Below are 25,773 nucleotides of genomic sequence, written 5' to 3'. Positions count from 1 at the left end.
GTTCGGTCGTCGGACCTGCTCGGGGCCGGCGTCACTCCGGTGCCGTGATTCTCAGCTGATCCGAGTCGACACGTACGCCGAGTTCGCGGAGGCGGCTCACCACCTGCATCGTGTAGTGCCGTCCGGGCATATAGTGACCGCTGATATCGTTGAGCAGCCGAAGCTCGCCGTTCACGGCCTCGATCTCACCCGCGCCTGCGACCGGTCCTCCCGCGAGGAAACTGGAGTGCTGGAACTTGTGTCGCTTTCCGCCGAACAGCGAGGAATACAAGCTTCCATCGGCGTCCATGACAAACAGCGCTCGGCGCGGCCTCAGGCGGCCCCATCTGTCGAATACCTCGGCACCAGTGGTGTCGAACGGCTCCCCTTTTGCGTCATATAGGAGGCCGTCGTCACCTGCGTCGAGACGGAACGGTTGTCGATCGCCTTCGTCGTCGAGGTACCTGACACCCGTCTCCGAATCGGCTTCGATCGCCGCGTCCTCCATCTCAACGGTATCGAACCGCTGTGCAGCCGGCTTGCCCCAGTCCTCGGTGCCGGGCGCCCAGTATTCGACTCCTTCGGCGCCGTTGTCCTCTAGCGCCTGGCGGAGATTGGGTGCAGGTGTGTCTAACAAGAACGCAGCGGCCGCTTCTTCACTGGTAGCTGTCGTGACACCGGAGTTTACGGTGTCAGCCAATCCCCGCCACGAATGGGCTATGCCCTGTGCTGCGTGGTCGACCGCTGCGGCAGTCGCCTCTGCGGCTTCCTTCATCGCATGGGCCGGTGGCCGACCCGCCAAATCATCTGGCAGCACCTGCTTTGTACCTCATCTGCCGAGCAGCCTCTTCCACTCGCTGGCAACCGTACGGCGAACCCAGAGCGTGACAGGCCATCAGATATCCCCAACGTTGAAAATCTCCCAAGCACTCCATCGCCGCCCGTCCCGGGGTTGCCAACTCAGTAGTCGCCGCCCGCTGTCGCGGCGCTGGGGGGCGTAGCGCCTCGGTATGCTCGAATTCGGCTATTGCGCCGAGGATCTGGAAGAACATGCGGCCGACGGCGAAGCTGTAGTAGGCCATTGGGACCGGGATGGGGACATTGATGCCGATCATGCCCACCTCGACCTCGTTCTGGAAGCGCCGGGCCGCGCCGCCGTCGTTGGTGAAGATGGCGGTGCCGTTGCCGAAGGGATTGGCGTTGATCAGTTCGAGAGCTTTGTCATAGGTATCCACCCGCACGACAGACAGGACCGGGCCGAAGATCTCGTCGGTGTAAACGGTCATCTCGGGGGTGACGTGATCAATGACGGTCGGACCCAGCCAAAAACCATCGGTCAGATCGACTGTCGCCCCGTAGGGTTCGATGACGCGACCGTCCACGACAATAGTCGCGCCCGCAGCTGCGCCAGCCTCGATGTAGGAGGCGACGCGATGGCGGTGGGTGTCGGTGACCAGGGGTCCCATATCGGTTCCACTCGTTCCGTCACCGATCTTCAGCCTCTGTGTGCGCTCAACGATTTTGGCGACCAGTTCATCGGCGATATCGCCGACGGCGACGAGTACGGAAATCGCCATGCAACGTTCCCCGGCGGAGCCGAATCCGGCATTGACCATGGCGTCAGCAGCTAAGTCCAGATCGGCGTCGGGCAGCACGACCGCGTGGTTCTTCGCTCCGCCTAGCGCCTGTACCCGCTTGCCGGTGGTCGTGCCGCGCTCGTAAACGTATCGGGCGATCGGGGTGGATCCGACGAAGCTGACGGCCTTGATATCGTGGCTGTCGAGCAGTGCGTCCACCGCGACTTTGTCGCCCTGGAGCACATTGAGAACTCCTTCGGGCAATCCGGCTTCGCTCCACAACCGGGCCAGCCAGATCGCCGCCGTCGGATCCTTCTCGCTGGGCTTGAGCACCACTGTGTTACCTGCGGCTATGGCGATGGGGAAGAACCACATCGGCACCATCGCGGGGAAGTTGAACGGGGCGATGATCGCAACCGGCCCCAGGGGCTGCCGCAGCGAGAATACGTCCAGCTTGGTCGAGGCGTTTTCACTGAACCCGCCCTTGAGCAGATGCGGTATGCCGCAAGCGAATTCGACGACTTCCTGCCCGCGGGAGATCTCACCGAGCGCGTCCGGGAGCACCTTGCCGTGTTCGGCGGTGATGATCTCCGCGAGCTCGTTCTTTCGAGCGTTGAGCAGCTCGCGGAATCGGAACAGTAGGTCGACGCGCTTGGCTAGCGAGGTATCGCGCCAGCCCGGGAAGGCGGTTCGGGCAGCGTCGATGACCGCCTGGGCGTCGGCGGCACCGGCGAGCATTACCCGCCCGGTGATTGCGCCGGTGGCCGGGTTTGTGACTGGCGCCGTGTTACCGCCGCTACCCGCGAACTCCTTTCCGTTGAGCCAATGAGGAATGATTGCCGCTGAGCCAGGCTGGGGAACTGCTCGAGTCATAAAAGAATGCTGTTTCGTCACCATGCGCGCGGCAATAGCCAAACGTGCACTTAGTGGTGCAGATTTGCCTACGTAGCATGTCACGTATGGTGACGGCCGACAGTCTGCGTTTCTTCCTCCATGTCGCGAGGTCGGGTCGGCTCAATGAGGCTGCGCGGGTTCTCGGCGTGGACCACACCACGGTGGGCCGGCGAATCACTGCGCTGGAGAAATCGTTCGGGTACCGGCTGTTCGACCGCGCGCCGCAAGGGTGGCGGCTCACCGAAGCCGGCACGCGGTTGCTGCCCCGGGCTGAGGCGGTCGAGGCGGCGGTGACCGCGGCGCTCGAGTCGCACGATGCGGCTCCGGACGCATTGACCGGCACGGTCCGGATCGTCGCACCGGATGGGTTCGGCGCGTTCGTGATCACGCCGCATCTGGTGGATCTGCGACGCCGACACCCCGATCTCGACGTCGAATTGGTTACCGCCACTGAGCACGGTTCCGTTTCGGCGCGCCACTTCGATGTGGCGGTCACGCTGGAGCGGCCCTCGCCGCGCTACCTGCGTTCGTCAGAGCTGGCCTCCTACGATCTGCGGCTGTACGCTATCGACGGCTACCTTGCTGCATCGCCTCCATTGCGGGATCTGTCGGATCTGCGAGCGCATACGCTGATCTCATATGTCGACGTGTTGCTCGATGTCGCCCCGCTGCGCTTCCTGAGCGCATTGCCGCACAGACAGCATGTCGCGATTCAGACCAACAACATCACCGGCCACTGGATCGCGGCCCGCAGTGGACTGGGAATCGCGCCTCTGCCGACATATATCGGCGACACAGACACTTCGCTGCGCAGTGTGCTCGATGACGGGTTTACGGTCCACCGCACATACTGGTTGGCCGTGCCTCGCGATTTGGCACGGATGGGCCGGGTGACGGCGGTCGCGGAGTTCCTGCGCGACGTGGTTGCCACCAATCGACACTTCACTGTGCCGAAGCATGGCGGCCGCGACCCCCAGCGTGGTGTCCCCGGCGGCCGGTAGGAAGCGAGCGCTGGCGTCGAAACGCGCATGTGTGCAACAGAGTGTGTGAATTCGGCTCGTGCGAGGCGCATTTGTCCGTAACGCCATCGGACTACATTTCGGTCCCGGCAGCGGGCGCAGATCGGCCACTATCAGGACGATGCCGGCATAGGGCCACGCACCGCTCGGTGAGTTAGCAAGTAAGCCCGGCCGAGACCCGTTCGGCGCTGGGTTGTGCCCCTCATGACGGCTCCGATCAGTAGCCTGTGGGCCGTCGGCGAAGTCATGGGGGCGCACCAGATAGGCCAAGCCATGGCGAGCCATTTCTGCACCCTCACCCAAGGTCACCGGTCCCCGTGTCCGTTTAGGCGCGGGGGCCGACACGTCGCGTGCCGCGGACATCGAACAGCTCCGCGTCGCGGCCGGTGCGAAGGTGAACCACCGGTTCTGGTTGTCTGGCGTCGGAGGTGTGCTGACTTGGGGGTTGGTTCGGTTCATCGCGGCCTCGATTCTGATCCATGCGAACGAGCCGACTGCCATGGCCGACGTGAAAGGCGATAGCCGACCTATCCATAGCCCGATGATCAAATCGCTCTCCCAATTGCCGATCTCCACGGTGGGCGACGGACAGACGCGCCTGACGCGCTGACATTTGGGCAACGTCCTTGATAAAACGGATTTTTCGGCGGCGCAGAGGGCCTGGTAGATCTTTTCGTGTCTGACATACCCCCTGCGGCAGCGTCAAGCCGCGTTCGCGCAACGTGGCAACACATCGTCACTCGAGCAGACTCAGGTCCCGGTCCGACCGACCGCGTCGGAGACCCGCGCTGGCGGGAGGCTTCCGTTCTCGTGGCACCGGTACCCGGTCCTACGGCCGAGCCCGACCTTCGGATCGTCCAGTGTGATCAGTTCTCAACCCCGGATACGTCATCACTACTGGCACTCCACGGGACGGCAGAACAGAAATCGAGATCGACGGTGCTGGACGAACGAAGATGCCGCCGCCTGTTGAAGTCGATGCGCTCGCATGGACTGACGCGTCTGCCCTGACCTCCTGCTCATCAGTCGGTGTAACCACGAGCGGAGGCAAGGTCGGGAACATCGCCAAGCTGCCTCTCCTGAGAATTGCCAAAAAAGTTCACCACAGATCGGAATTCTTGATGACCACACACAACCGAACGCACTCACTGCGAAAACTGTCCCTCAAGTTTCTAGCGGTCGGCCTACTCGGGGTGGCCGCCGTTTATACCGGCGTGTCGCCGGCTGCCGCCGAAGATCAACCACAGAGTTGCAGAACAGTGCAGATCCCGGTCACAATCGGATCAGAGCCGACATCCGGCCAGATTACCGGCGATTACTGCGAGCCGCGCCAAAGCAACGACATCGTCCTGTTGCTCGTCGGAGGCGGTGCCGAGAACGCCGACTATTGGAACATGCCAGGGCTGTCGGAAGGTAGCCTTGCACTGTCCGCAGCGCGGGCAGGCTATGCGAGCTTGGCGATCGACCGGCTCGGCACGGGCCGCAGTACTATCCCTCGGTCCAGCGTATCGGTCACTTATCCCGAGATCGTCTCCACTACCGAACAAACAACGTCGGCATTGCGCCACAACCCGGCACTGTTCGGCCGCTCGTGGAGCAAGGTCGTCGGTATCGGCCATTCCCTGGGATCGGGCACTCTCGCAGGTGTAGCCGCGAACACCCCTTCGGCATTGGACGCACTCATTTTGACCGGATATGGACCGCAGGTGACGCCACAAACTGCCGAACTCAACGCCCTCTATCAGAAGCCCGCCAACACAGTGGATCCCAAGTGGGCTGGTCTGGATGACGGATACCTCACCGTTGTGCCCACCGGCGTCGATAAGGTCGGACTGTTCTATTTGCCGGACACCACACCCCACACGCTGGCATTGGCCGCCACTCACCAGGGGACACTGTCGAAAACCGAACTGCAGACCCGCCCACAAGGTGGCGATGCACTCGCCCAAGGTGGCCGAGTACAGGTGCCCGCTCTAATCGTCGACGGTCAGCACGACCGGCACTACTGCGAAGACAACCCGATCGACTCACCGGCGACGATCGCGCCGACATGTGCTGACCAGCAGGCCTTCTACAACTATGAGAAGCAGTTGCTGGCCAACACATGCCTAGCGACGAGGGTCCTTCCCGACACCGGTCACGCCTTTGCCGAGGAGAAGAATTCCGCGGCGATCAACCGCATGTTACTGGGCTGGCTGCGCGCGACTATCGAGCAGCAGCAGATCCGGTGCGCGATGAGTGGGCCGATCCCATCCGCCGACACGACTGGATGACGGCGGCTTGCCTTAATTAGGGTGCCGTTAAAGATCGTGTCACCCCTGACATACGGCGAGAGAAACCCCCAGATAGCTCGGCCATTCTGTGATCTTGAATCGCGAGTAGGTACGTGTCCCCTATCAACAGCTTTGCTCGGCTCGGCCACGAACAGAAGCGAACGACTCGGTCCCTACGTAGTACCTGCCGTCCTGGCCCACCACACCCTCCAGCGCGACAGTACCCAGTAGCCAGCGGTGACAACTCCATGAAGGGCTAGGAGTCAGAGTGCGGATCAGCAGAGCCATTGCCGATCTGTTTCGTGTGCGAATAATCTCGACGATCCTTCGTGCCGGCGAGGCAGCCAAACAGGATGCAGGAGTCATACGCGAGATCGGTGGTGGTGAGGCAAAGACGACCGCGTGGGAGGTGGAGACCGCCGACCTGGCGGGTAAGAGGCAGATTCTTGCCAGTGAAGCCGATTCTGCTGGTTCGCCAGGATCGAGGGGAATGGCCCACCCGAGTGATTCAGGGAGACCTCAGCCAGGCACCGACATTGTGCACGGGCGGCCGACGAGCGCGGTCACACCCCCGGAACTGAATCACCGGGATGTGGACGCCATCGCGGACCACACCAAAGGAGGCAACGGATCGATCAATTGGGCACTTGCCCATGAGATGGAAAAGGGCGTGAAAATCGAGCAGGACCTAGCGAAAAGCTCGAAAGAATTGCAAACCCTGCCCGATCTCGGCGAGGACCCCCAAAAACCGCCGAAGATGGACGAATTGCCGAAACCGCGGGCGGCACGGGTCGCCCCCGCCGGGTGGACCAGAAAAGACTCGGACGCCCTGCTGGATTACACATTATCCGGTGGCCGCGAGCTGAATTCTGCATTGAGATCGGGCCGCGTGGATGGCAACGCATTGTCAGTGGAAAACATCAATGAGGCGCTCAGGAAGTTGCCCGATTACAAGGGCGTGGTGTCGCGCCGGGTGCGGTCGTCGGAGATGCCGCCTGAAGTGCTGGCCCGCTACCGGAAGGGGGCGAGGGTGACCGAAAGCGGTTTCACCTCCACCTCACGGGCCGCCAACGGAACACTGTTTCCCGGAGATGTCGAGTTTCAGATACTCTCAAAGACCGGCAAGGACATCACAGAATATTCGCAACCGACATTTCGGGCCGAACAAGAAGTGTTGTTCCCTCCAAAGGCAACGTTCGACGTGGAAGATCGGTTCATCGACCCAGCCACGGGCCGTACCATAATCCGCATGGTTGAACGCTAGGCAGCGAGGAGGACGCCGGAATGAGTGACCAGGGGACCGAAAAATGTGCACATCGGCGGCAAGACGTTCAGAATCAATCGCAACGTGCGGACGCCGCAAGAAAAAGCGGAGATAGAGGACGCTTTCGCCGCTTTCGAGGAAGCGCGGGCCGCAATTCCAGAAGAGCGGCGTTTCCACCTGTCCGACCGATTCGGCGGCCACGATTTCGAAGGCACCGAATACGAGGATTGGGTTAACGAACAACGCCAAAAGAACCGGCAAGGCTGACCGGACCAGCCGGTCTACTGTGTCCTCAGCGCGACCATCCGTGCCGAGGACACAGTCCTATCCGGCTGCGTATTTGGGTGTAGGACTCCTGACCGTCTACCCGCAGTCGGCCAGACATGCCACACCGTGACGTGGCGGATCGCGTCGTCGACCATCGTGTGGACCTCCGAGGCGGAGCAGTTCAGCAGCTGGGAGTGCACGACCACCGACCCTTTCTCGACACTCCAGTAGATGCGCACCCTGCGACAGCCGTGGTGGGAGTGGTGCTAGATGAACATGTTCAGGTCATACGCCCCAAAATGCGTCGAGTAGCTGGCGATGGCGGTGGACGATTCGCCCCAGATGCCGGTGCGCTGGGCGGGATTACGCCACTTGTCGGTGCCGACGACCCGATGTCTTTGCACCGCAACTGCTCCCCCAGCGCCTGGAGCGTAGAGAGCTCGTACACCATCCGCACCGCGCGCCGATCCTTGTGCTGATCGGTCTGGAACACCAGCTCCGCCCAGTCCCCGGATATGCCTTGCGTTCGGGGATCCTCTCGCCTGCCGGGTAGTAGCGCAGGCTCGATCCCGCGTACCGGCCGATCAACGGGAGCGCGTCGAGCACCTGCCGGAGGGTGGTGTTGTTGCTGCGGAACTCCAGAATCGATAGCTTCCCGGTCCCCCGCAGGCGGTGCCGGTGTCTCCCACTAGTGACGGCGCTCGCTGAAATTCCCCACTGACGCTCACCGAGATTCCCCATTTGTCCCGTGTGGCTCCGCCGTGAAGGGCGGGCCTCCTCCAATGCTGGTAGTTACCACACCTGACCAGCAGTTTCCTTCGGAGGAGGCCCGCTTTTCCATATTGACACGTGAGGAAGATGTGGAAATCAGTGCCCTACGCGCCCAAGGCTGGACGATCTTCCAGATCGCCCGGCATACCGGCCGCGACCGCAAGACAATTCGCGCGTATCTGGCCGGGGAACGCACGCCCGGCGTCCGGAGAAGGCACCGGCCCGACCCGTTCGATCCGTTCGTCGACTACGTGCCCGCCCGGCTGACCGAGGACCCGCACCTGTGGGCGCAAACGTTGATGGACGAGCTGGAACCGCTGGGTTTCCCGTTGTCGTATCAGTCGCTGACCCGCAACATCCGCGCCCGCGGGCTGCGGCCGGTCTGCCAGGCGTGCCGCACCGCGACTGAACGCCCCAACGCGGTCATCCCGCACGCGCCGGGTGGTGAAACCCAGTGGGACTGGGTCGATCTGCCGAACCCGCCCGGCTCGTGGGGGTGGGGCGCGAACGCGCACCTGTTGGTCGGGTCGCTGGCTCATTCCGGGCGTTGGCTCGGCTATCTCGCGCCCAGCACCGATCAGCCGCACCTGATCGAGGGCCTGGATCGCGTCGCCCGCGCGTTGGGCGGGGTGACCGGGTCGTGGCGATTCGACCGCATGTCCACGGTCTGCCATCCGTCCAGCGCGCAGGTCACCGCCTCGTTCGCCGCGGTCGTCAAGTATTACCAGGTGGTGCCGACGATCTGCCCGCCCCGGCGCGGCAACCGCAAAGGCGTGGTCGAGAAGGCCAATCACACTGCCGCGCAACGCTGGTGGCGCACACTCGCCGACGAGACCACCGTCGAGCAAGCCTAGGCGTCATTGGACAAGTTCTGTTCGCTGCGCGGTGACACGCGGTTGCGGCCGACCGTCGACGGCCGCGCCAGCGTTGCGACGGTTGCGGCGCGGGAACCGTTGCGGCCCATGCCCGCCGAGCCTTATCCGGCGATGGTCGCCGAACCCCGGATCGCCTCGCGGCAGGCGATGATCTCCTGGCGCGGCAACCGCTACTCGGTCCCGCCCGAGCTGGCGTCGGCGACTGTTGTGGTCGCGCAACCCTTGCGCGGCAACCACATCGACATCGCCACCACCGCCGGCATCGTGATCGCGCGGCATGAACGCGCCGCCGACGGGCACGGCGCCACCGTCCGCGACCACGGCCACGTCGTCGCGCTCGATGCCGCGGCGATGGCCGCGGCCAATACCGGTCGCCCGCACCGCCGCAAGGAACGCATCCCGCCCGGCGACGCTGCCCGAGCCGCCGCCGCGGCTCTGCGCGCCGCAGCCGACCCCACGACCACCGTCGCGGACACCGCCACCGACGCCACTGTCACCGATCTGGCCGCCTACGAGCGCGCCGCGACCGCGAGGAGCCGCAAATGACCAGCCCAGGCCCGCGCAAGACCACCCGCCGCGCCACCAAGCCGTCGGCGCCGACGAGACCGCGACCCGCTACCAGCAACTGGGCTCGCATCTGGCGATGCTGAAACTGCACGCCGCTGCCGAAGCACTGCCATTGGTGCTGGAAGACGCCGCCGCGCAGAATCTTTCGGCGACAGCGACGCTGGAGAAGCTGCTGCGGATCGAGGTCGATGACACCCAGGCCCGCCGCCTCACCGGCCGACTACGGTTCGCGAACCTGCCGACCCCGGCGTCGCTGGAGAATTTCGACGTCGATGCCGCGTCCGGGATCGACCGGCCACTACTCGAAGAACTCGGCACCTGCCGCTACCTCGAAACCGCCACCAACGTCCTGCTCATCGGCACCCCGGGCACCGGCAAGACACACCTGGCGACCGGACTCGCACGAGCGGCCGCACACGCCGGTTACCGCACCTACTTCACCACCGCCGCGGACCTCGCCGCCCGCTGCCACCGCGCCGCGATCGAGGGCAGGTGGGCCACCACAATGCGGTTCTACGCCGGACCAGCGCTGCTGGTGATCGACGAACTGGGCTACCTGCCGTTACCGGCAGAAGCGGCGTCAGCATTGTTTCAAGTTGTGTCGCAACGATATTTGAAGACCTCGATCGCGATCATCACCAACCGCGGCGTCGGATCCTGGGGAGAAATCCTCGGCGATAACACTGTCGCCGCAGCCCTATTGGACAGACTCCTGCACCGGTCGATGGTGATCAACCTCGACGGCGACTCCTACCGGCTACGCGACCACCAGGCCACCACCGACAACCTCCGCCGGGCCACGACTGGAAACCGCGAACCTCTATAACCAGCACCGCTCACGGGTGGGGCATTTCGACGAGCCCGGCTGGGGAAATTCGATGAGTGCAGTCACTAGCTTGTACCCGGCGTCGACCGTGGCCTCGGGGACTTTGAACAGCAGGTTCTCTTTGCCGGTGACCCGCGTGAACTCCTTGATCGACTCGTTGGTCATCTGCACCTCGGCGCGCTGGTTCGGTGCACCGTCGAGTTCGCCAGCTCGACGAGGGTGTCAGTGATCTCCCGGAATCGGCGGTGCAACGACGCAGCCAGCTCTTCACGATCTTCGGGGAGATGTCGGCCAACACCTAGTCCGGCAAACCAACCGCACGGACCACTTCCAGCTTGCTGACTCGGTCAGCATCGTGTTCAGGCTGACGTTTCCCGGATCCGACCGGATCGACGCCAGCACCGAACTGTCACCTCTCCGCGCGGCCGCGTGGGAAACCGGCCCCTGTCGGTATACAAGCGGAGCAAGACCGCGAACCTGAGGCGCGTCGCGCCCCGCTTGCAACCGATCAGCTCGGGTTGTCCCCGACCAACGTCCAACGGTCGATCGACTCGTCCTGGTCTAGCTCATGCGCTACAGACGTGCAAGCTACCCCCAGAAAGCCACGGGCACAGCGCAAGTGGGGCTGGGAACAAGATCTTTACCCCGCAACTCGCGGGACATCACCCCGACTTGCGGCTGGTGACACCGCCCTTACCGGTACCCCACTTACATGGACTCGTCAAGGCCAAGTTTGGGACGGACCCAAGTAGCCAACTGTCGGATCGCGGCGGTGGATTCGGGCGAGTAGCCGGCACCCATCTGGAAGGTATGCAACTGATCGGGGAAGACATCGAGCCGTACATCGACCCCCGCTGCGCGCGCGTTCACATCGAACTGGACGCTTTCGCCGAGCAGAGTCTCGTCGCCACCGACTTGAATATAGGTCGGCGGCAACGCCTGCAGGTCGGCATAGAGCGGGCTCGCCAATGGATCTGTGGGATCCGTACCGCCCAGGTATGCCGCCGCAAGCGAGTGAACGACCTCCCGATAAAAGAACGCCTCTGTTTCCCGATTCGTCTCGAAGGTCTGGTTACCGACTGTCATATCGACCCACGGCGACATCAGAATCAGAGCGGCCGGGACGGGAAGATGGCGATTGTGGGCCTGCAGGATCGCCGAAACCGCCAGATTGCCGCCCAGTGAATCACCGGCGATCGCGATCCGGGTGGCATCGATGTTCTCTGATCGAGTAACCAGCGGTAGGCGGCGACGGTGTCATGTAGCGGTGCCGGGTCGCACTGCTGGCGGTATTCGGCGATCAGGGCGCGAACGCCAGCGGCCTTGGCCAGATGTCCGAACAGCTTGCGGTGGGTATAGATCGAACCGCTGACCCCGCCGCCTCCATGGACACCAAGAATCACATGATCAGCAGAGCTACCCTTCGGTACTACCCAGAGCGCGGGCAGTCCGCTCACTTCGACCTCGGAGTAATCCACCCCACCTGGTTCCGTTGTCAGGCTAGGCCAATTCCTCTCGACCCGCTCGCGAACCTTCGCCGGCGTCTGATCCGGATCGGCCAGGGCGGCGGCCATCATACTAGCCCAGTGGTCTCTGACAATATCCGACTTCACGTTCGACATCGTGTCCTCTTCCTACTCATACATGCCGGGTTCGTCGTGCGCCCGACGTTGCCAATCTGGTCGTGATGTAGACCATCGGAAGCCGCAAGAAGAACCGGAAGGCCACCGAGACGCGAAGTGGGACGTTCAGTCATGTGGGATGCCTGACCGATGCAAATCGGCAGTCTGGTCGACCATCGGACCGCCCGACTTTTCCCGGGTCCGATTCCTTTGCACGTGTCCGCGGGTCTAGGTCTGTAGTGGCTGTGAAGCACTCACCCGCTACTAGTCCAGTCTGCTATGGAAAGAAGGGACCAACCATGAGGATCGCTGTCATCGGCACGGGCTTTGCCGGGCGCACCCTTGCCGGAGCTCTGGCGAAACAGGGGCATGAGATCACTATGGGTACTCGCGACATAGCCATCACGTCGTCACGCACGGAACCCGACCGTATGGGCAACAGCGGGTTCTCAGTGTGGGCCGAGAACCGGCAGGACGTTCGATTGACGCCTTTCGCCGAGGCCGCAGTCGAGGCCGACCTTGTCATCAACGCAACGTCGGGATCGGCGTCTCTCGCTGCGTTGGCCCATGTCGGCGCGACCGCCCTCGCCGGCAAGGTCCTCTGGGACATCTCGAACCCACTGGATTTCACCAATGGATTCCCGCCCGCGCTTTTTGTCAAAGATACCGATTCGCTGGCCGAACAAATTCAACGCGAATTTCCCGACGCCAAAGTTGTAAAGGCGTTGAACACCGTGATCGGCGATTTGTTCACCAATCCGAAAGCGGTGGCTAACGGTGACCACACCGTCTTCGTATCGGGTGATGCCGATGATGCAAAGCTGCTGGTTGTAGAATTGCTCGCATCCTTCGGATGGACCGATATCGTCGACCTCGGCGGCCTCGACAGTGCCCGTGCGACCGAGATGCTTGTGCAGCTCCGACTGCGCTTGATGGGCATCCTGGGTACGCCGATTACTAACTTCAAGATCGCCCGGTGACAGCGCGAGAGAGTTGACCGGCAGCGGCCTAAGTCGTGTGTCAAAGTGACATGGGGGGTGGCGCGGCGTAGCCGCGCCACCCCCCATTCGTTAGCAGCGGAACATGATGGCATAGTGAACCGAGCCGAACGGCCGGTGAACCCCGGACCGGGCGGCGGACTCGCTGGCCGTTGCCTAGCTACGGTTCATATCGAGGCGATCAGTCACTACCTGCAGCACGAATGATGGCGCCGGCCACGGGCTCGGGGCAACCCACTCTTCGACACGGATCTATCCGGCCGACATCGATCACGGGTGCTCGGCGAAGCCGAACAACTCAACCAGTCCCGGATCGAGGAACGTCGTAATGCCGGTGACCTGATGCCCATCGACCGAGAGCACCACAACCCCGAATGCGGTGAACCCATCGTCGAGGCGATCGCGATGGTAGGCCACTGCCGCCGGCTGGCCGTTGGCGATCGTCGGATACATCCGGAAGTGACCAGGTTCGGTAAGGACCCATTTCTTCAAATGCTCGATACACAGCTGCTTGCCCGACAGCCAGGTACTCATAGGAACGGACTCGAGTGTGGTGTCGTCTCGCAACAGCCCGGTGAGCGCGGCGATGTCAGCTTTCTCGAAGGCCTCGATATATCTGTCGAGAATTGCACGGGCTTCCGGAGAAGTGGGCTCGACCAGAACGTCCGGTCGAAGTGCGACCTCATCGAGTTTACCGCGCGCACGTTGGAGGGCGCCTTTGACGGCAGGAACACTCATCTCGAGGATCGCGGCGACTTCTACGGCAGAATAGGCGAGCACCTCTCGCAGAATGAACACTGCCCGTTGCCGCGGCGGCAAATGCTGCAGACTCGCCACCAGCGCAAGTCGCAGATCAGATCGTGCCGCGAAGATCTCCGCGGGATCATCATCGCCGCTCTCGCGGAGCCCGTTCGGGAAGGGCTCGACCCATCGTACTCCGGGCGGCCCGGCGACGAACGGCCCCGCCGGTGCGGCTTCGGCTGCCCTGAGGCCGGACGGCAGGAATCTGCGCTGGTTGTGCGTCTGCGCTGTCAAGCAGAGATTGGTCGCTATCCGGTAGAGCCAGGTTCGCACAGACGAGCGCCCCTCGAACGACTCCCAGCCACGCCACGCCCGCAGAAACGTCTCCTGCACAATGTCTTCGGCCTCGTGGACCGATCCGACCATGCCGTAGCAGTGTGCGATCAACTCGTTTCGATGCCGCTGGGCGTCGCGCAGAAACTCGTTTCGGTCTGTGTCAGCAGAGGTCATCGGTCGCATGCAGCTTCCTCCAAGGATCGCGGTACACATGTATGGACTCCTGCCGCAGCCGAAACTGACCTGTCCAGGCCACGCCCTTTTCGGGGATATCAGTCACACAGCCGTGCCCGATCCGCCTCTAACTGTGGCGGTGCTCAATCGCAAATGGAATTTGCGCCCCAGGGCAGCCAAGGGACTCACGTTCCCATCTCGACCTCTCGGCCGACAAACGCCCCGCCTGGCCTGGCTTGCGCTGCTCGTAATGTGTTGCCGGGCCAGCTTTTACGTGCCGAGCTCGTGAGCGCGGAGCCGATCGACTTCATGTCGCTGCTATGAGCCCACGTGAATATTCTCGTCCGAATCCGGATCCAGCACCCCGTTCCAGACCGAGCGTAGCTCGCTGTCCGGGTCTTCGGCGAGGTACGAGACGTCGTCGAAGATCAAGGTTGTCCGCGTGTCGGAGTCGTAGCGTGGCCAGTAGGCACCGACCGGGTCGTCGCCGACAATGAATCGAAGCCACGCGGGATACATCTGCTCGGCCAGTAACTGCAGCCGCTTCTGTCCACCATCGGCCATCGCCAGCAATGGTGCATACAGGGGATTGTCGAGATTGTGCAAGGCGAACGGAACATCCAACCCGTGGAGCGCACCGGGTCCCGCGCCTCTCGGCTGCAGTCGCCAGTCCAGCCGGTACATCCACGTCGCACCGCCAGCGCTACCGTGAGCCTCGGCGACGCGGATCGCTGGGATCCACCACTCGGAGGCTGTAATCGCTGCCGCGGTCACCTCGCCTTCGCTGTAGTGAGTGGGCAGCAGATCCCGGTAGGCCGATCGTGTCCGATCCAACATGTCCGCAATGACGAGCATGGAGGTCCCCTCATTCCCGTTGATCGACAGCGGCATGGCCGCGTCCTGCTCGTTCCTGGTGGTACCGATGAGTAGTCGAACGTCGGCGGAGATGCCCGCATGAAGCGCGTCGATTGGACGCCTGGGCACTGTCGTGCCGTCGCGGACGAGGAGATACGGCAATCGTGTCGGCCAAGCGGCCGCCACCGTCGTCTGTGCCGTGACTATGTCCTCGGCCGGGAGTTTTCTGAGATCGGCGGCCCTCGAAAAATCCAAGCTTAACTCGGCCAGCACTCGCTCGGTCGTCTCGATTGCCTGTCCGGGCTCTGCGAGGAGAAACCCGACTCCGGTCCCGCTTTGCACGACGGCTTGCTGGAACAGCCCGCGCGCGGAGGGCGTCGCGAGCAGGGTGCCGACGCCACGCCCTCCGTTGGAGACGCCACCGATGGTGACACGAGTGGGGTCGCCATAGAATGCGGCAATGTTGTCCCTTACCCAACGCAACGCCGCCAGGTGGTCGAGCAGGGCGAAATTTCCCTCTGCATCGGTGTCGAAGACGCCGGGAAGGTACAGCAGCCCGAGCGCACCCAGGCGGTAGGCGGCGATAACAGTTACGACTCCGTCACGTGCCAGGCGCGTGCCGTCGACCTCCTGAGGCGATCCCCACATGCCTCCGCCGCCATGGAACCAAACCAAAACAGGATGCGGACCAGGGTCGGCCGGGGCGTATACGTTCAGATACAAGCAGTCTTCACGTCCCGACACAGCCCCCGCCCGCAACCGTGGGAACGTACCATCGAACTCGATCGCGGGCTGGACGGATGAATCGGCGGCTTGGGTCGCGTCGCGAACACCCGACCAGGGGGTCGCTGGTTGCGGGGCAGCAAACCGCAACGTGTCGACTGGAGGAGCCGCGTAGGGAATTCCGAGGAATACTCGGACTCCAGCCTGCTGGATGCCGCGGACGGTCCCGGTCGCCGTCTCTACTTCGGGCATGTCCATCGAATTCATCTCTCTGATTTCGGTTTGATGGCACTTGCTACGACCGGCCAGGAGCGGGTCGTGAATCGAACTCAGCAGCACGGTTTTCCAGAAATGCGTTAATCCCAATGTGCCGATCGGGATTGTGAGCTTGTGTCCATCGACGTTCGGTCTCTTCGCTGATACCGGTGTTGATAGCGGCGTTGATCATGTCCTTTGCGGCCGTGAGAGTGAAAGGTGACCGGCGAGCGATAGTCTCTGCGAGCTCCAGCGCGGACCGATCCAGATCTTCCGGCTTGGTCAGCACGGTGATCAGGCAGATCTGCTGAGCTGTCGCGGCGCCGATCGGTTCTGCGGTAAACATCAAATGCTTGGTCATCGCGGGTCCGATGGTGCCGACCAGTCGGCTGAGCGCTAGTGTCGGATACAGCAGTCCCAGTTTCGCGGGGGTGACTGCAAATTGTGCCCGATCGGTGCCGACGCGAAGGTCGCAGGCTATGGCCAACTGTGCGCCACCTCCAATGCAGGACCCGTCGATTGCTGCGATGACAGGTTTAGGGAAGGTGGCCAGCCGCTGCTCCGTCTGCGAGAAAAGGGCTTCTATCGGATCCGCATCAACGGTTGTCTGTAGTTCCGCAATGTCCAGGCCGGCGCAGAAATCTGTCCCGGCTCCGCACAAAATAACCACCGATACCTGACTATTGCGGGAAAGCCTGTCGAGACACTGGTCGAGGTCCTTCAGCATTTGCCGGGTGAGAGCGTTCTTCTTCCGGCGGTTGTCGAGCGTCACTGTCGCTACCTGGTGTGCGACCTGCGCTCGAACCGACGGGGACGGTGAATTGTGAATCACGGGGATTTCCTTGTTCTTGACCGGTCTCAGTGAATGAGAAGCCTTTTCTGAACCTTTCCCATGGCGTTGCGCGGCAACTCCTCGACGAAGCGGATCTCCCGGGGACGCTTGTGGACGGAGAGATGGCTGGCAACGAAGTCTTCGATACGTTTCGCATCGTCCCGTTCGCCCACGACGTAGGCGACGATACGTTGACCGAGATCGGTGTCCGGGATGCCGACGACGGCAACTTCTCGAATACCGGGGTAGGACAGCAGGGCTTGCTCGACCTCGCCGGCGCCGATTCGGTAGCCACCTGACTTGATCATGTCTACCGATGCGCGGCCGATGATGCGATGGAACCCTCCACGATCTATGACGGCGAGGTCGCCCGTGCGGAACCAATTATCGTCGGTCATCGCTTCGGCCGTGCGGGTCGAGTCGCCGAGATAGCCGCTGAACAGTGTCGGCCCGATAACCTGCACCTCCCCGACACTTTCGCCGTCGTGTGGAACGGGATCACCGTGTTCGTCGCGCAACCGCGTCCGGATTCCAGGCAGGCGCAAACCTACCCAGCCCGGCCGCCGCTCGTGGCAGCTTCGCCCACTCACCGTGATGAGCGTTTCGCTGGCTCCGTACCGTTCGATCGGCGCCGTTCCGGTGAAGTGTCGCAACTGGTCGAACACTTGCGTCGGAAGAGCGGCGCTTCCGGAGATCAACAGACGTGCCGACGACAGAGCACGTGCGCTGGCCGGATCGGCGCAGACTCGAGACCATACTGTCGGGACGCCGAAATATAGGCTGCCGCTGGCGGCTGCGTACGCCTGTGGGGTAGGCCGGACGGTATGGACCAATCGAGAACCGATTCGCAGCGGACCGAGGACCCCGAGCACGAGGCCGTGTACGTGGAACAACGGAAGGCCATGTACCAGTTCGTCGACTTCGGTCCATTCCCAGACCTCGGCCAGCGCATCGAGGCAGTGAGCGATCGCCGAGTGAGACAGCGCCACACCCTTGGGTGCCCCGCTCGTTCCCGACGTGTAGACGATCATTGCGACGTCGTCAGGATTCGGCTCGGGGTATCTGCCTGATGACTTGGCGTGAATGTCGACGGCGAGAGTGGGTATCGCGATGTCGGCGCTCGGTGGGCCGAGCCACAGTTCGGCGTGAGAATCGGACAAAATATGATGTCGCTCGGCCGTGCCGACATCACCGGGGACGGGGACTACCGGCACGTTGGCGATGAGGCATCCCGCGACCGCCACAATGGTTTCCAGACGTGGATGGGCCGCTATAGCGACGGCTTGCGCGCCGGCAACGTGGTCGGCAACCGCCGTGGCGGCCACCAGCAGGTCCGCTCGTGACAAAGCCTCCGTCCCAACGCGCACGGCTTCGGGCATATCAGGCGTGGCCGGATCAAGCGAAGTCAGCAACATACGATATTTCCTCCGTTGCGTGTGAAACGAAATGCTCCGCTGAGCCAGCGAGCAAACACTCCAGTTGTGAGCGCTCAGACCGGATGCGGACAGTGTCATGTCCGTTGGCCGTGACGGTCGTCCGCGCAGCACGCAGCCGCGCTGTGTTTTCGACACGACCGAGCGAAAGCGTTGATCCGTATCGTCTATTCCGCGGCCTCGATGGCCCAGCTCAATCGGTGATCGGACAAAAAGGCCAGGAAATCGGCGGCGTCGAATGCCTGCGCGGGTGTCAGGACCCCGGGCTCGGTACCGCCTGTGGCGATTCGGCGTGCCGCCTCGACCGCGATGACGGCGGTGGTGCCATAGGTGTCCGCGCCCCGGATGATCCCGCGGGTATGCCGACCCTCGGAGTCCAGCGCGTCGAGCAGATAGGTGAACTCTTGGCCGCTGCGGTCTTGCTCGGCCGGGCCCAGGGGAAGGGACTCGATCAACTCTGCGGTGATCGGCATACTCAGCCGGGCTTGCAGTTCGGCCTCGACGAGGCTCTCCACGTGATCAACCTGCACATGTCGAGGAATTGTGACGACCTCATTCAGAGGGATCTTGGCCATTTTGATCGATTGGCCCGCAGGCAGCGTGATCGTCGAGTGCCGTGCGGGGATCCCGGTGCGCCAGGACCCGTCCTCATAGGTCAGGCCCCCTCCGGCCAGCGCATCGATCGTTGCCAGCGCAGAACGCAGAGAGCCACGCGAGGGGCCTGCGCCACCGTTGATGATATGGCTCACCGTGATCTCCGCGAGCGGGCCGGTCTGCTCTGCGATCAGTCGGGCCAGCAGGTCGAGGGGTACGCACCCGTCGTTGGTCGAGGGCACCACGGTAACGCCCGCACGCTTCGCGTCGTCGGCGAAGGTGTCGAAGATGCTCTTGACATACAGTTGTTCACCCGATGTGTCCACGTAGCCAACACCGGCGTCGATCGCTGCCCTTACCACCGCCGCGCCGGAAGTAGTGAACGGACCCGCGCAATTGATGACCGCTTCGCTGCCGGTCAGGGCAGAGACCAGCGTGGCGTGGTCGTCGAGCGCAGCCACCCTGCGGTCTACGTGGGAAATCCCGAGTTCGGTTGCGGTGTTTTCCAGCCGTTCCGCGTTGCGGCCCACAAGGCGAACCTCCACATCGAGGCGCGACAATTCGGCAAGAACAAGCTTGGCCTGGTAGCCATTGGCACCGTACACGGTGATGGGCATGTCTTCTCCTGTTCGTCGAAAGGCTGCGTGGTCGCGCAACGAATCGAGAATATGGCTGATTAGAGAAGACCTTCAATGCGCAAGAATCTCGATTTCATACTAAATCGTCTCACTGCCCGTGGCTGCCGATACGATTGCAGAATGGATGTGCTGTCAGACGTCGTGACGACGATGCGTATTGGTAAGCCGCATTCGGCCAGGGTCAGTCATCGAGCGCCGTTCGGTCGGCGGTTCTCCGCTGTCGAGGCGGCTGGATTCCACGTGGTGTTGGCCGGCGCCTGCTGGCTCCTCCCGCCCTCCGGTGGCCCCATCGCACTGCGGCCGGGAGACATAGTCTTCCTTCCTAGGGGATCAGCCCATGGATTGGCCGACAGCGCCGACAGGCCGCTAAACGATATGCCGACCTCCCTGCGCCGGGTCGAACCAGCGGCGACCCCGCCGCCCTACGGGCCCGAACCCGAGCCGTCCGCCATGCTGCTGTGCGGTGCGTACCTTCTGGATCGCGGTCGCTCGCATCCGATCCTGGACGATCTCCCAGACGTGATTCACCTACCGGCCCCCACAACACGTCACACCATGCTGGGAACAGTTGTCGACCTTCTCGACGGAGAGTTGGCCGAAGACAAACCCGGCCGCGACGCGATGCTGCGCGCTCTGCTCGACGCGCTACTGCTCCACATCCTGCGCCTCTGGCTCACCAAACAGGCCGATTACCAGGCCAGCGGGTGGGCGGTGGCTCTCCAAGACCCCGCAGTGGCCGATGCCTTGGAGGCGATGCACAGCCAGCCGAGCCGCAGCTGGACCGTTGCCGAGCTCGCGGACCAGACGGGACTGTCGCGGGCCACCTTCGCCCGCCGATTCGCAACTCTCATCGGCCAACCCCCCATCGCATACCTCACTTGGTGGCGGATGACTCTTGCGGCTCGAAAGTTGCGCGAAACCGACATCCCCCTGGCCGGGATCGCCCGCGATGCCGGGTACGCATCGGAATACGCGTTCGCGCACGCCTTCAAACACGAATTCGGTTGCGCACCCGGACAATTCCGCCGGAGCCAGACTGGAACATCGGACCGGCAGGCCATCTCAGCCGAGCAACTGTCCCGTCGCGAAATCTCGCGACACGAAATGGCTCGCTGAACCGGAACTCCACCCGGAGGCAGCGGTCAGGCGACCGCCGCCTTTTGCCGATGCCCGGACGAATGGCTGGCCTTCTCGGGTTCCGGGGTGCCGTTAAGGATCGTGTCAGGAGCGGCAAACGAAGCACAGCGCCGTGTCGACGATCCGGGCTCGCATCGGTCCTCGTGCATACCGACGGTTGGGGGCAGATCGTGAATGTCACACCACGGATCCTTGGCCTGGCTCGAGCCCTTTCAGAAATTCCCGCTACGAATCGATATCGTGGTGGCCCCCGGGCCAGGGCGACTCGATCTCGCCGTCTTAATTCCGATAGAGTTCTTGCAGGTGCTGCAGGATGACAACTCACACATACTGATCTTGGTAAACCCCGTTACCCTATTGTATCGACGGCGCGTCACCTCGAAGCTGGTCCCGCCCGTAAACAGGACCTCCTTCTCGTGGGGTTTGTTAGAATACGCGGAAATACTCTTCGCATGTTTCGACTTGATTTTAAACTTGGCTCTGCCTTCGATGTAGTGACCCCCTCTTCGTCTGGCGCTGATGAACGACTCCTCGGTAACAAGGTTTCCACGTTGACAACGCGCCAGTATCTCCTCCGGAATGTCGGCTTCACGAAAGACCGTTCCCCGGTAATCCGGAAGTTTCGACAGTGCGGTCCGGAGGGCTTTGATCCGCGTGTGGACGATTGGATGAAGCTGCCCAGTTCTGAGCGCCCGATTGATCGATCCGTTGCCTCCTTTGATGTAGTCCACGATGGCGTCCACGTCCACGTGATCCAGTTCCGGGCGTGTGGCCGTGCTCGTTGGCCGCCCGTGCACAATATCGGTGCCAGGCTGTGGTCTCCCCGAATCACTCAGGTGGGCCTGTCCGTTCGATCCTGGCGAACCAGCAGAGTCGGCTTCACTGGCAAGAATCTGCCTCTCACCCGCCAGGTCGGCGTTCTCTACCTCCAGCGCAGCCGTCTTTTGCCCCATCACCTCCGATCTCGCGTATGACTCCTGCATCCCGTTCGGCTGCCTCGCCCGCTCGAAGGATCGTCGGGACTATCTGCTCACGAAATAGATCGGCAATGCCCCTGCTGACCCGCACCCCGGCTCCTACCCCTTCATTGCGATGTCACCACGGACTGTGTGGTGTTGTCGCGTTGGAGGGTGCGGTAGACGGTGGGCCGGGGGATACGAACAGTTCAGCGAGGTCGGCGATGGTGTAGTCGCCGGTGACGTACATACGCCGCAGCTCGGTGCGCTGTTTGGCCGAAAGCTTGGGTTGACGGCCGCGCAGGCGACCTTTGGCGCGCTCGACGGCTATACCTTCGCGGGTGCGCATGCGCAGCAGGTCGACTTCGAACTCGGCGAAGGTGGCCAGGATGTTGAAGAACATCTTGCCCATCGGGTCGCGCGGGTCGTACACCTGCCCGCCGACGGACAGCTTGATGCCGCGGGCCGCCAGGTCGTCACCGATCGCCCGCGCGTCTGGCACCGAGCGTCGGCGACACCGAGCTCACGAAGCCGGTCACGCTGGGCGGTGAGATCCTGGGCATCGGTGGAGCAATAGCCGATCAACCTGCCGGACATGACCGAAAGCGTAACGGACAGCACCCCTCATCGAGAATTCATCCGTACGGCCTATATGAGACAGCGACCCCCTGCGACTTTCGGCGATGAATGGCTCGGGATCTCCGGCGTTATCTGGCGGGTTGTTCATCGCTGAACAGGTGCAGTTGCTGTGATGCACGGTTAGGTCCGCCGAGTTTGCGTAGGCAGCGTGCGCAGGTGACGTCTGCGCGTGTTGGTTCGAGTGCGGTGGGTGACCATCCGGCGACGCCGGTGTGGCACAGCAGTTCTGGGGCTTGTTCGTTGCCGATCCAGTGGCCGAGGCTGACGGCGTGCACGGTGTGTCCTGCTCGGACGACGGCGTGGATGCCAGGGGCGCCGAATACTGCCCGCCGGCACGATCTTCGCGCAGCTGATGCACACCGGCCACATCGGATACCCCAGCATCCTGCCCGACTGGCTCACTCTGGTTGGCCCCTCGGCGGTCCCCGCCAACGGGCAGACCTTCACGCCCACCGGCTTGCAGGACTTTGCCACACCGGACGAGCTCAGCGAGCAAGGCATCCACGACACCATCGCCGACTTCGCCCGTGCGGCCAGCAACGCCATCGAGGCCGGATTCGACGGCGTGGAAATCCACGGAGCCAACGGCTATCTGCTACACCAGTTCCTGTCCACCAACGCCAACCAGCGCACCGACGACTGGGGCGGCCCCACCGACGCCCGCATCCGGTTCCCTGTCGCGATGGTCGACGCGGTCACCAACGCGATCGGCGCCGACCGCGTCGGACTGCGCGTCTCCCCGGCCACCCCGCTCGACGACATCGCCGCGAAGACGCCTACCGCGCTCTCGTCAACGCGATCGAACCCCTGGGATTGGCGTATCTGCACGTCATGGAGATGGGTCCGGCCGCCGACCGTGACCTGACCGTGGAACTGCGCAAACTCTTCACCCGCACCTTCATCCTCAATCCCGCCACCCCCGACGCGATCACCGGCCCCGACCAGTTGGCGCTGATCGAAGACGGCACCGCCGACATGCTCTCCTTCGGCGCACTGTTTCTGGCCAACCCCGACCTGCCCGCCCGGCTGGCCATCGGCGGTCCGTTCAACACCCCGGACCGGACCACCTTCTACGGCGGCGACGAACACGGCTACACCGACTACCCGCGCCTCACCGACTGAGCCGCCCGAACCCGGCAACCGTCTCGAGCGCCCACCCTCAACACGCCGAGACGGTTGCCGCCCCGGCACCCACCACCGCTAGGAGGATCTTCGACATGAGCACCTTCGACGACTGGAATGCCAAGACGATCGCCGAGTTCCGGGCCAACGAAGACCGCGTCGGAGGACACTTCGCGGGTGCCCCCTGGTCCTGGTGCACCACCGCTGCCGCAAGAGCGGATCAACTGGCCTGCGTCGGTCGACGCTGGTCACGAAGCTGGGGGCCGGGGATCTGGCGACACCATCGGAGGCCTTAACGGCACCCCAGGTTGCGAGGCTGGGTTCGACCGGTGCTGAGTGGGTGTTCAATGAGCTGAGGAAGTGGATTTCCCTCAATAGAATCCAGGCTGAAAGGAGGTGTCGAACCGGAAATGCTAAGGTATCCGTTTATGCTTTGCTGGAGAGTGAGTTCATAGTAGTCAGGAGTTTGCGTGAAGGCTGTTCGTGGTCGGGAATTCTGATCCGTTCTCGTGCGCCACCCGTAATAGTTCCATGCCCACACAACCAGCTCGAAGCACGAGTTGATACTATTGGGGGTAGTGCCAGTTATCCAATACGAGATATCGAAAAATTGTAAAACCACATCGCCATTGTCATTGCAGGGCAGGACGACGCCGTTGTGGAAATGCGCTAGTGGTAGTTCCGGATTGTAGAGCGCCAGCGCCAGCTCTGGGGGTAGCATGCGCAGGGTTCGGATGAAGCATCGGTGCAATTGGTCGCGCGCGGCGGCCTGAGTGGATTCCGTTGGCATATATCGTCCCCTCTTGTCATTCCTTGCAGCGGAATGGACGTGACTCGGTTGTTCACGTCACCAAATTCCCGTGACCAGTCATAATAAGCGCAATGTTCCGGAGCGATGGACTGCCGGATTTATAGTAATGTGACGTCATGTGAACCTCAGGGTTCCATCCAGCCCAGTATTTACTGGGGGTGGAATCGGCACCGATATTAATTGCGTGAAACCCGCGGTGAGTCGGTAGTATTTCATGTATTGCTGGCATCAGCTGAACAGGATCGTGCTTGGCTAAGGTTGCGAATACGTGTCTGCTGGTGTCTTCAGGGACGACGCCGGTCAAACGTAGATCATCGACCCTTTTCACTCCGGTACCCCAACTACCGACGAAGACCAGGTTGTCGGTATTCAAAGAGTTCCCGTGCCCAGCTGCATGACCACCTAGAACAGAGCCGTAAGAATGACCGATGGTGGGATTGTTCGAGGGAGGCCCCTGATGCGTGATCCGCAGTCCCTCGTGGTATTGACGCACCCCGCCCGCAGCCCTCTCTGCAGGTCCGTAATAGAGCGCCTCGGGCAAAGTGACCGGACTTTTGTAAGCGCCCCACAGAATAACTGAGGTCTCAGCGTTCGGGTCGACAGATATAGCAGCTTGACGAAGTTGCTTCACAGTTGCCTTTACATACTCGACACGGGCTTCCACCCCTCTCGAGGCAGGAAGGAGCTCGATCACGACATTCTTGGCAGTATCCGGATTGTCGAGCGCGTACACGAAACGTGATTCGCCATCGATATACGACAGATAGGAAGGAGGGAGGCCATCATCTGATGGTTTGAGCAGTCCCTTTATTTTGCCCAAACCTTCCAGAGCTTCAGTATCCCCTCTCTTTTTGGCCTGAGCTCTCAGCACATCCAGGGTTTGCCTGTTGTACCTGTCTCGTTCCAGTTGGGGAATACCATCACGGTTTCCGATGAATGGATCGACACGATACAAGCCATCCTTTTCCGCCATGGACAGTCCCGACCAATGTTCATGGAGTTGTTTTGGATTCTCCGGGATCCCGATCTTCGGATATATTATCTCCGAATTTCCGGCGAGCCTCTCCGCTCCCCAAGCATCTTTGATCCGTCGGTAACCGAGATTATCGGCGTCAGGATAGACATGGCGAGCAGCGTGCAACAGTAATTTACTTTTCTCGCCGTAAAAGTCTTTGGCAATAGACTCGTTAGCAGTGCGGAGAGCCTCCTCCAGCTGGTATCTTAGATGAGTCAGGATGACCGAATGATGAAACCCGTCTATCCCAAGGAAATCGCCTGGATCCTTTAGCGGATCGTAACCTTCCACTGCTCAGCTCCAAATTATCGCAATTCCAGCCTCGACATCGGCTCGATCCATGCCCTTGCGGGTCAGATATGCACCAACCTGCGTCGGTCGTCGAGGTTACGGCAAGGCAGTCCATAGAGTGCACGAGCACGGTGTCGTGATTCACCGATAGAGCCAAGGGTGTCACCTTCGCGCACAACCCCCACTTCCACGGCTATCACAGCACCCCGCCCTCGCCGATCCTGGCCGTGCTCGGTGCCATGGTAAGTGGTGTGGTCTGCTGCTGGTGGTGCTGGCTCTCACCTACGCC

21 protein-coding genes and 3 pseudogenes are annotated in these 25,773 nt (G+C 62.3%); 11 read left to right on the top strand and 13 right to left on the bottom strand.

The window, feature by feature from the left end; all coding sequences use genetic code 11:
• Positions 1–31: 31 nt before the first annotated feature.
• Both IRT45_RS32905 and IRT45_RS32900 read right to left on the bottom strand, forming a co-directional pair.
• Positions 32–796 carry a hypothetical protein gene (locus IRT45_RS32905; RefSeq protein ID WP_194809690.1) on the bottom strand — a complete coding sequence of 255 codons (765 nt, stop codon included), beginning with the start codon at positions 794–796 and terminating at the stop codon, positions 32–34.
• Positions 783–2,429, bottom strand: a complete 1,647-nt coding sequence (locus IRT45_RS32900; protein WP_228535773.1) for a CoA-acylating methylmalonate-semialdehyde dehydrogenase — start codon at positions 2,427–2,429, stop codon at positions 783–785. Before IRT45_RS32900 ends, IRT45_RS32905 begins: the two co-directional genes overlap by 14 nt.
• Positions 2,430–2,515: 86 nt before the next feature.
• Here IRT45_RS32900 and IRT45_RS32895 point away from each other — a divergent pair, with 86 nt between their 5' ends.
• The 5 genes from IRT45_RS32895 to IRT45_RS32875 all read left to right on the top strand — a co-directional run bounded on the left by IRT45_RS32895 (position 2,516) and on the right by IRT45_RS32875 (position 7,273).
• Positions 2,516–3,451, top strand: coding sequence for a LysR family transcriptional regulator (locus tag IRT45_RS32895; RefSeq protein ID WP_194809689.1), 936 nt, complete (start codon positions 2,516–2,518; stop codon positions 3,449–3,451).
• A gap of 412 nt (positions 3,452–3,863) precedes the next feature.
• A complete protein-coding gene (locus IRT45_RS32890; protein ID WP_194809688.1) occupies positions 3,864–4,079 on the top strand; it encodes a hypothetical protein in 216 nt (71 codons plus the stop codon).
• A gap of 511 nt (positions 4,080–4,590) precedes the next feature.
• Complete coding sequence (locus IRT45_RS32885) at positions 4,591–5,742, top strand: alpha/beta hydrolase (RefSeq protein WP_194809687.1); 1,152 nt, start codon at positions 4,591–4,593, stop codon at positions 5,740–5,742.
• Positions 5,743–6,010: 268 nt separating this feature from the next.
• Complete coding sequence (locus tag IRT45_RS37900; protein WP_194809686.1) at positions 6,011–7,006, top strand: ADP-ribosyltransferase; 996 nt, start codon at positions 6,011–6,013, stop codon at positions 7,004–7,006.
• A gap of 24 nt (positions 7,007–7,030) precedes the next feature.
• Positions 7,031–7,273 (top strand): hypothetical protein, encoded by a 243-nt coding sequence (locus tag IRT45_RS32875; RefSeq protein ID WP_194809685.1) that lies wholly within the window; start codon positions 7,031–7,033, stop codon positions 7,271–7,273.
• A 266-nt stretch (positions 7,274–7,539) separates the two neighbouring features.
• Here the strand turns inward: IRT45_RS32875 and IRT45_RS32870 are convergent, their stop codons facing one another.
• Positions 7,540–7,677, bottom strand: coding sequence for a hypothetical protein (locus tag IRT45_RS32870; protein ID WP_194809684.1), 138 nt, complete (start codon positions 7,675–7,677; stop codon positions 7,540–7,542).
• A 435-nt stretch (positions 7,678–8,112) separates the two neighbouring features.
• Here IRT45_RS32870 and IRT45_RS32865 point away from each other — a divergent pair.
• A pseudogene (locus IRT45_RS32865) lies at positions 8,113–9,465 on the top strand (IS21 family transposase).
• Positions 9,462–10,312 (top strand): annotated as a pseudogene (gene istB, locus IRT45_RS32860) (IS21-like element helper ATPase IstB). Before IRT45_RS32865 ends, istB begins: the two co-directional pseudogenes overlap by 4 nt.
• On the opposite strand, the gene IRT45_RS32855 reads toward istB, so the two are convergent.
• Positions 10,307–10,477: a hypothetical protein gene (locus IRT45_RS32855; RefSeq protein ID WP_194809682.1), complete on the bottom strand. Its 171-nt coding sequence runs from the start codon at positions 10,475–10,477 to the stop codon at positions 10,307–10,309. The pseudogene istB and the gene IRT45_RS32855 sit on opposite strands and share 6 nt — an antisense overlap.
• A 543-nt stretch (positions 10,478–11,020) precedes the next feature.
• Positions 11,021–11,886, bottom strand: a pseudogene (locus IRT45_RS32850) (alpha/beta hydrolase fold domain-containing protein).
• Between the two features lie 347 nt (positions 11,887–12,233).
• Here IRT45_RS32850 and IRT45_RS32845 point away from each other — a divergent pair.
• Entirely contained in the window at positions 12,234–12,914 is a 681-nt protein-coding gene (locus IRT45_RS32845) for an NADPH-dependent F420 reductase (protein ID WP_194809681.1), read from the top strand.
• 288 nt (positions 12,915–13,202) lie between these two features.
• Here the strand turns inward: IRT45_RS32845 and IRT45_RS32840 are convergent, their stop codons facing one another.
• The 5 genes from IRT45_RS32840 to IRT45_RS32820 all read right to left on the bottom strand — a co-directional run bounded on the left by IRT45_RS32840 (position 13,203) and on the right by IRT45_RS32820 (position 19,492).
• Positions 13,203–14,192 (bottom strand): sigma-70 family RNA polymerase sigma factor, encoded by a 990-nt coding sequence (locus IRT45_RS32840; protein ID WP_228535762.1) that lies wholly within the window; start codon positions 14,190–14,192, stop codon positions 13,203–13,205.
• A 309-nt stretch (positions 14,193–14,501) separates the two neighbouring features.
• Complete coding sequence (locus IRT45_RS32835) at positions 14,502–16,127, bottom strand: carboxylesterase/lipase family protein (protein ID WP_228535760.1); 1,626 nt, start codon at positions 16,125–16,127, stop codon at positions 14,502–14,504.
• Positions 16,057–16,788 carry an enoyl-CoA hydratase/isomerase family protein gene (locus IRT45_RS32830; protein WP_194809680.1) on the bottom strand — a complete coding sequence of 244 codons (732 nt, stop codon included), beginning with the start codon at positions 16,786–16,788 and terminating at the stop codon, positions 16,057–16,059. Before IRT45_RS32830 ends, IRT45_RS32835 begins: the two co-directional genes overlap by 71 nt.
• Before the next feature lie 86 nt (positions 16,789–16,874).
• Positions 16,875–18,263 carry an acyl-CoA synthetase gene (locus IRT45_RS32825; protein WP_194809679.1) on the bottom strand — a complete coding sequence of 463 codons (1,389 nt, stop codon included), beginning with the start codon at positions 18,261–18,263 and terminating at the stop codon, positions 16,875–16,877.
• Between the two features lie 185 nt (positions 18,264–18,448).
• Positions 18,449–19,492, bottom strand: coding sequence for a trans-acting enoyl reductase family protein (locus IRT45_RS32820; protein ID WP_194809678.1), 1,044 nt, complete (start codon positions 19,490–19,492; stop codon positions 18,449–18,451).
• A 75-nt stretch (positions 19,493–19,567) separates the two neighbouring features.
• Between IRT45_RS32820 and IRT45_RS32815 the strand changes: the two genes are divergently transcribed.
• Positions 19,568–20,629 carry an AraC family transcriptional regulator gene (locus tag IRT45_RS32815; RefSeq protein ID WP_309241262.1) on the top strand — a complete coding sequence of 354 codons (1,062 nt, stop codon included), beginning with the start codon at positions 19,568–19,570 and terminating at the stop codon, positions 20,627–20,629.
• 233 nt (positions 20,630–20,862) lie between these two features.
• On the opposite strand, the gene IRT45_RS32810 is transcribed toward IRT45_RS32815, so the two are convergent.
• The gene (locus tag IRT45_RS32810; protein ID WP_194809677.1) at positions 20,863–21,603 is read right to left on the bottom strand and encodes an ADP-ribosyltransferase; all 741 of its coding nucleotides are present in this window, start codon (positions 21,601–21,603) and stop codon (positions 20,863–20,865) included.
• Between the two features lie 142 nt (positions 21,604–21,745).
• Positions 21,746–22,108 (bottom strand): recombinase family protein, encoded by a 363-nt coding sequence (locus IRT45_RS32805; protein ID WP_309241261.1) that lies wholly within the window; start codon positions 22,106–22,108, stop codon positions 21,746–21,748.
• Positions 22,109–22,528: 420 nt separating this feature from the next.
• Here IRT45_RS32805 and IRT45_RS37335 point away from each other — a divergent pair, with 420 nt between their 5' ends.
• On the top strand, positions 22,529–23,110 hold the full coding sequence (locus IRT45_RS37335; protein ID WP_309241263.1) for a hypothetical protein: 582 nt from the start codon (positions 22,529–22,531) through the stop codon (positions 23,108–23,110).
• On the top strand, positions 23,077–23,367 hold the full coding sequence (locus IRT45_RS37330) for a hypothetical protein (RefSeq protein WP_228535758.1): 291 nt from the start codon (positions 23,077–23,079) through the stop codon (positions 23,365–23,367). The genes IRT45_RS37335 and IRT45_RS37330 overlap by 34 nt, the downstream gene beginning before the upstream one ends.
• 842 nt (positions 23,368–24,209) lie before the next feature.
• On the opposite strand, the gene IRT45_RS32795 is transcribed toward IRT45_RS37330, so the two are convergent.
• Positions 24,210–25,484: an alpha/beta hydrolase gene (locus IRT45_RS32795; RefSeq protein WP_194809676.1), complete on the bottom strand. Its 1,275-nt coding sequence runs from the start codon at positions 25,482–25,484 to the stop codon at positions 24,210–24,212.
• Positions 25,485–25,773: the final 289 nt, after the last annotated feature.

Origin of the sequence: Nocardia sp. BSTN01 (assembly GCF_015354405.1) — a bacterium.
GTDB lineage: Bacteria > Actinomycetota > Actinomycetes > Mycobacteriales > Mycobacteriaceae > Nocardia.
This window is presented reverse-complemented; position numbering and strand designations above follow the sequence as displayed.

Bases quoted from the DNA above. Each gene is read 5' to 3' on its own strand.
- IRT45_RS32900 (WP_228535773.1), bottom strand. From the start codon at position 2,429: ATGACTCGAGCAGTTCCCCAGCCTGGCTCAGCGGCAATCATTCCTCAT.
- IRT45_RS32895 (WP_194809689.1), top strand. From the start codon at position 2,516: ATGGTGACGGCCGACAGTCTGCGTTTCTTCCTCCATGTCGCGAGGTCG.
- IRT45_RS32885 (WP_194809687.1), top strand. From the start codon at position 4,591: ATGACCACACACAACCGAACGCACTCACTGCGAAAACTGTCCCTCAAG.
- IRT45_RS32855 (WP_194809682.1), bottom strand. From the start codon at position 10,477: ATGACCAACGAGTCGATCAAGGAGTTCACGCGGGTCACCGGCAAAGAG.
- IRT45_RS32845 (WP_194809681.1), top strand. From the start codon at position 12,234: ATGAGGATCGCTGTCATCGGCACGGGCTTTGCCGGGCGCACCCTTGCC.
- IRT45_RS32840 (WP_228535762.1), bottom strand. From the start codon at position 14,192: ATGCGACCGATGACCTCTGCTGACACAGACCGAAACGAGTTTCTGCGC.
- IRT45_RS32825 (WP_194809679.1), bottom strand. From the start codon at position 18,263: ATGTTGCTGACTTCGCTTGATCCGGCCACGCCTGATATGCCCGAAGCC.
- IRT45_RS32820 (WP_194809678.1), bottom strand. From the start codon at position 19,492: ATGCCCATCACCGTGTACGGTGCCAATGGCTACCAGGCCAAGCTTGTT.
- IRT45_RS32815 (WP_309241262.1), top strand. From the start codon at position 19,568: ATGCGCAAGAATCTCGATTTCATACTAAATCGTCTCACTGCCCGTGGC.
- IRT45_RS32810 (WP_194809677.1), bottom strand. From the start codon at position 21,603: ATGGGGCAAAAGACGGCTGCGCTGGAGGTAGAGAACGCCGACCTGGCG.
- IRT45_RS37330 (WP_228535758.1), top strand. From the start codon at position 23,077: ATGGAGATGGGTCCGGCCGCCGACCGTGACCTGACCGTGGAACTGCGC.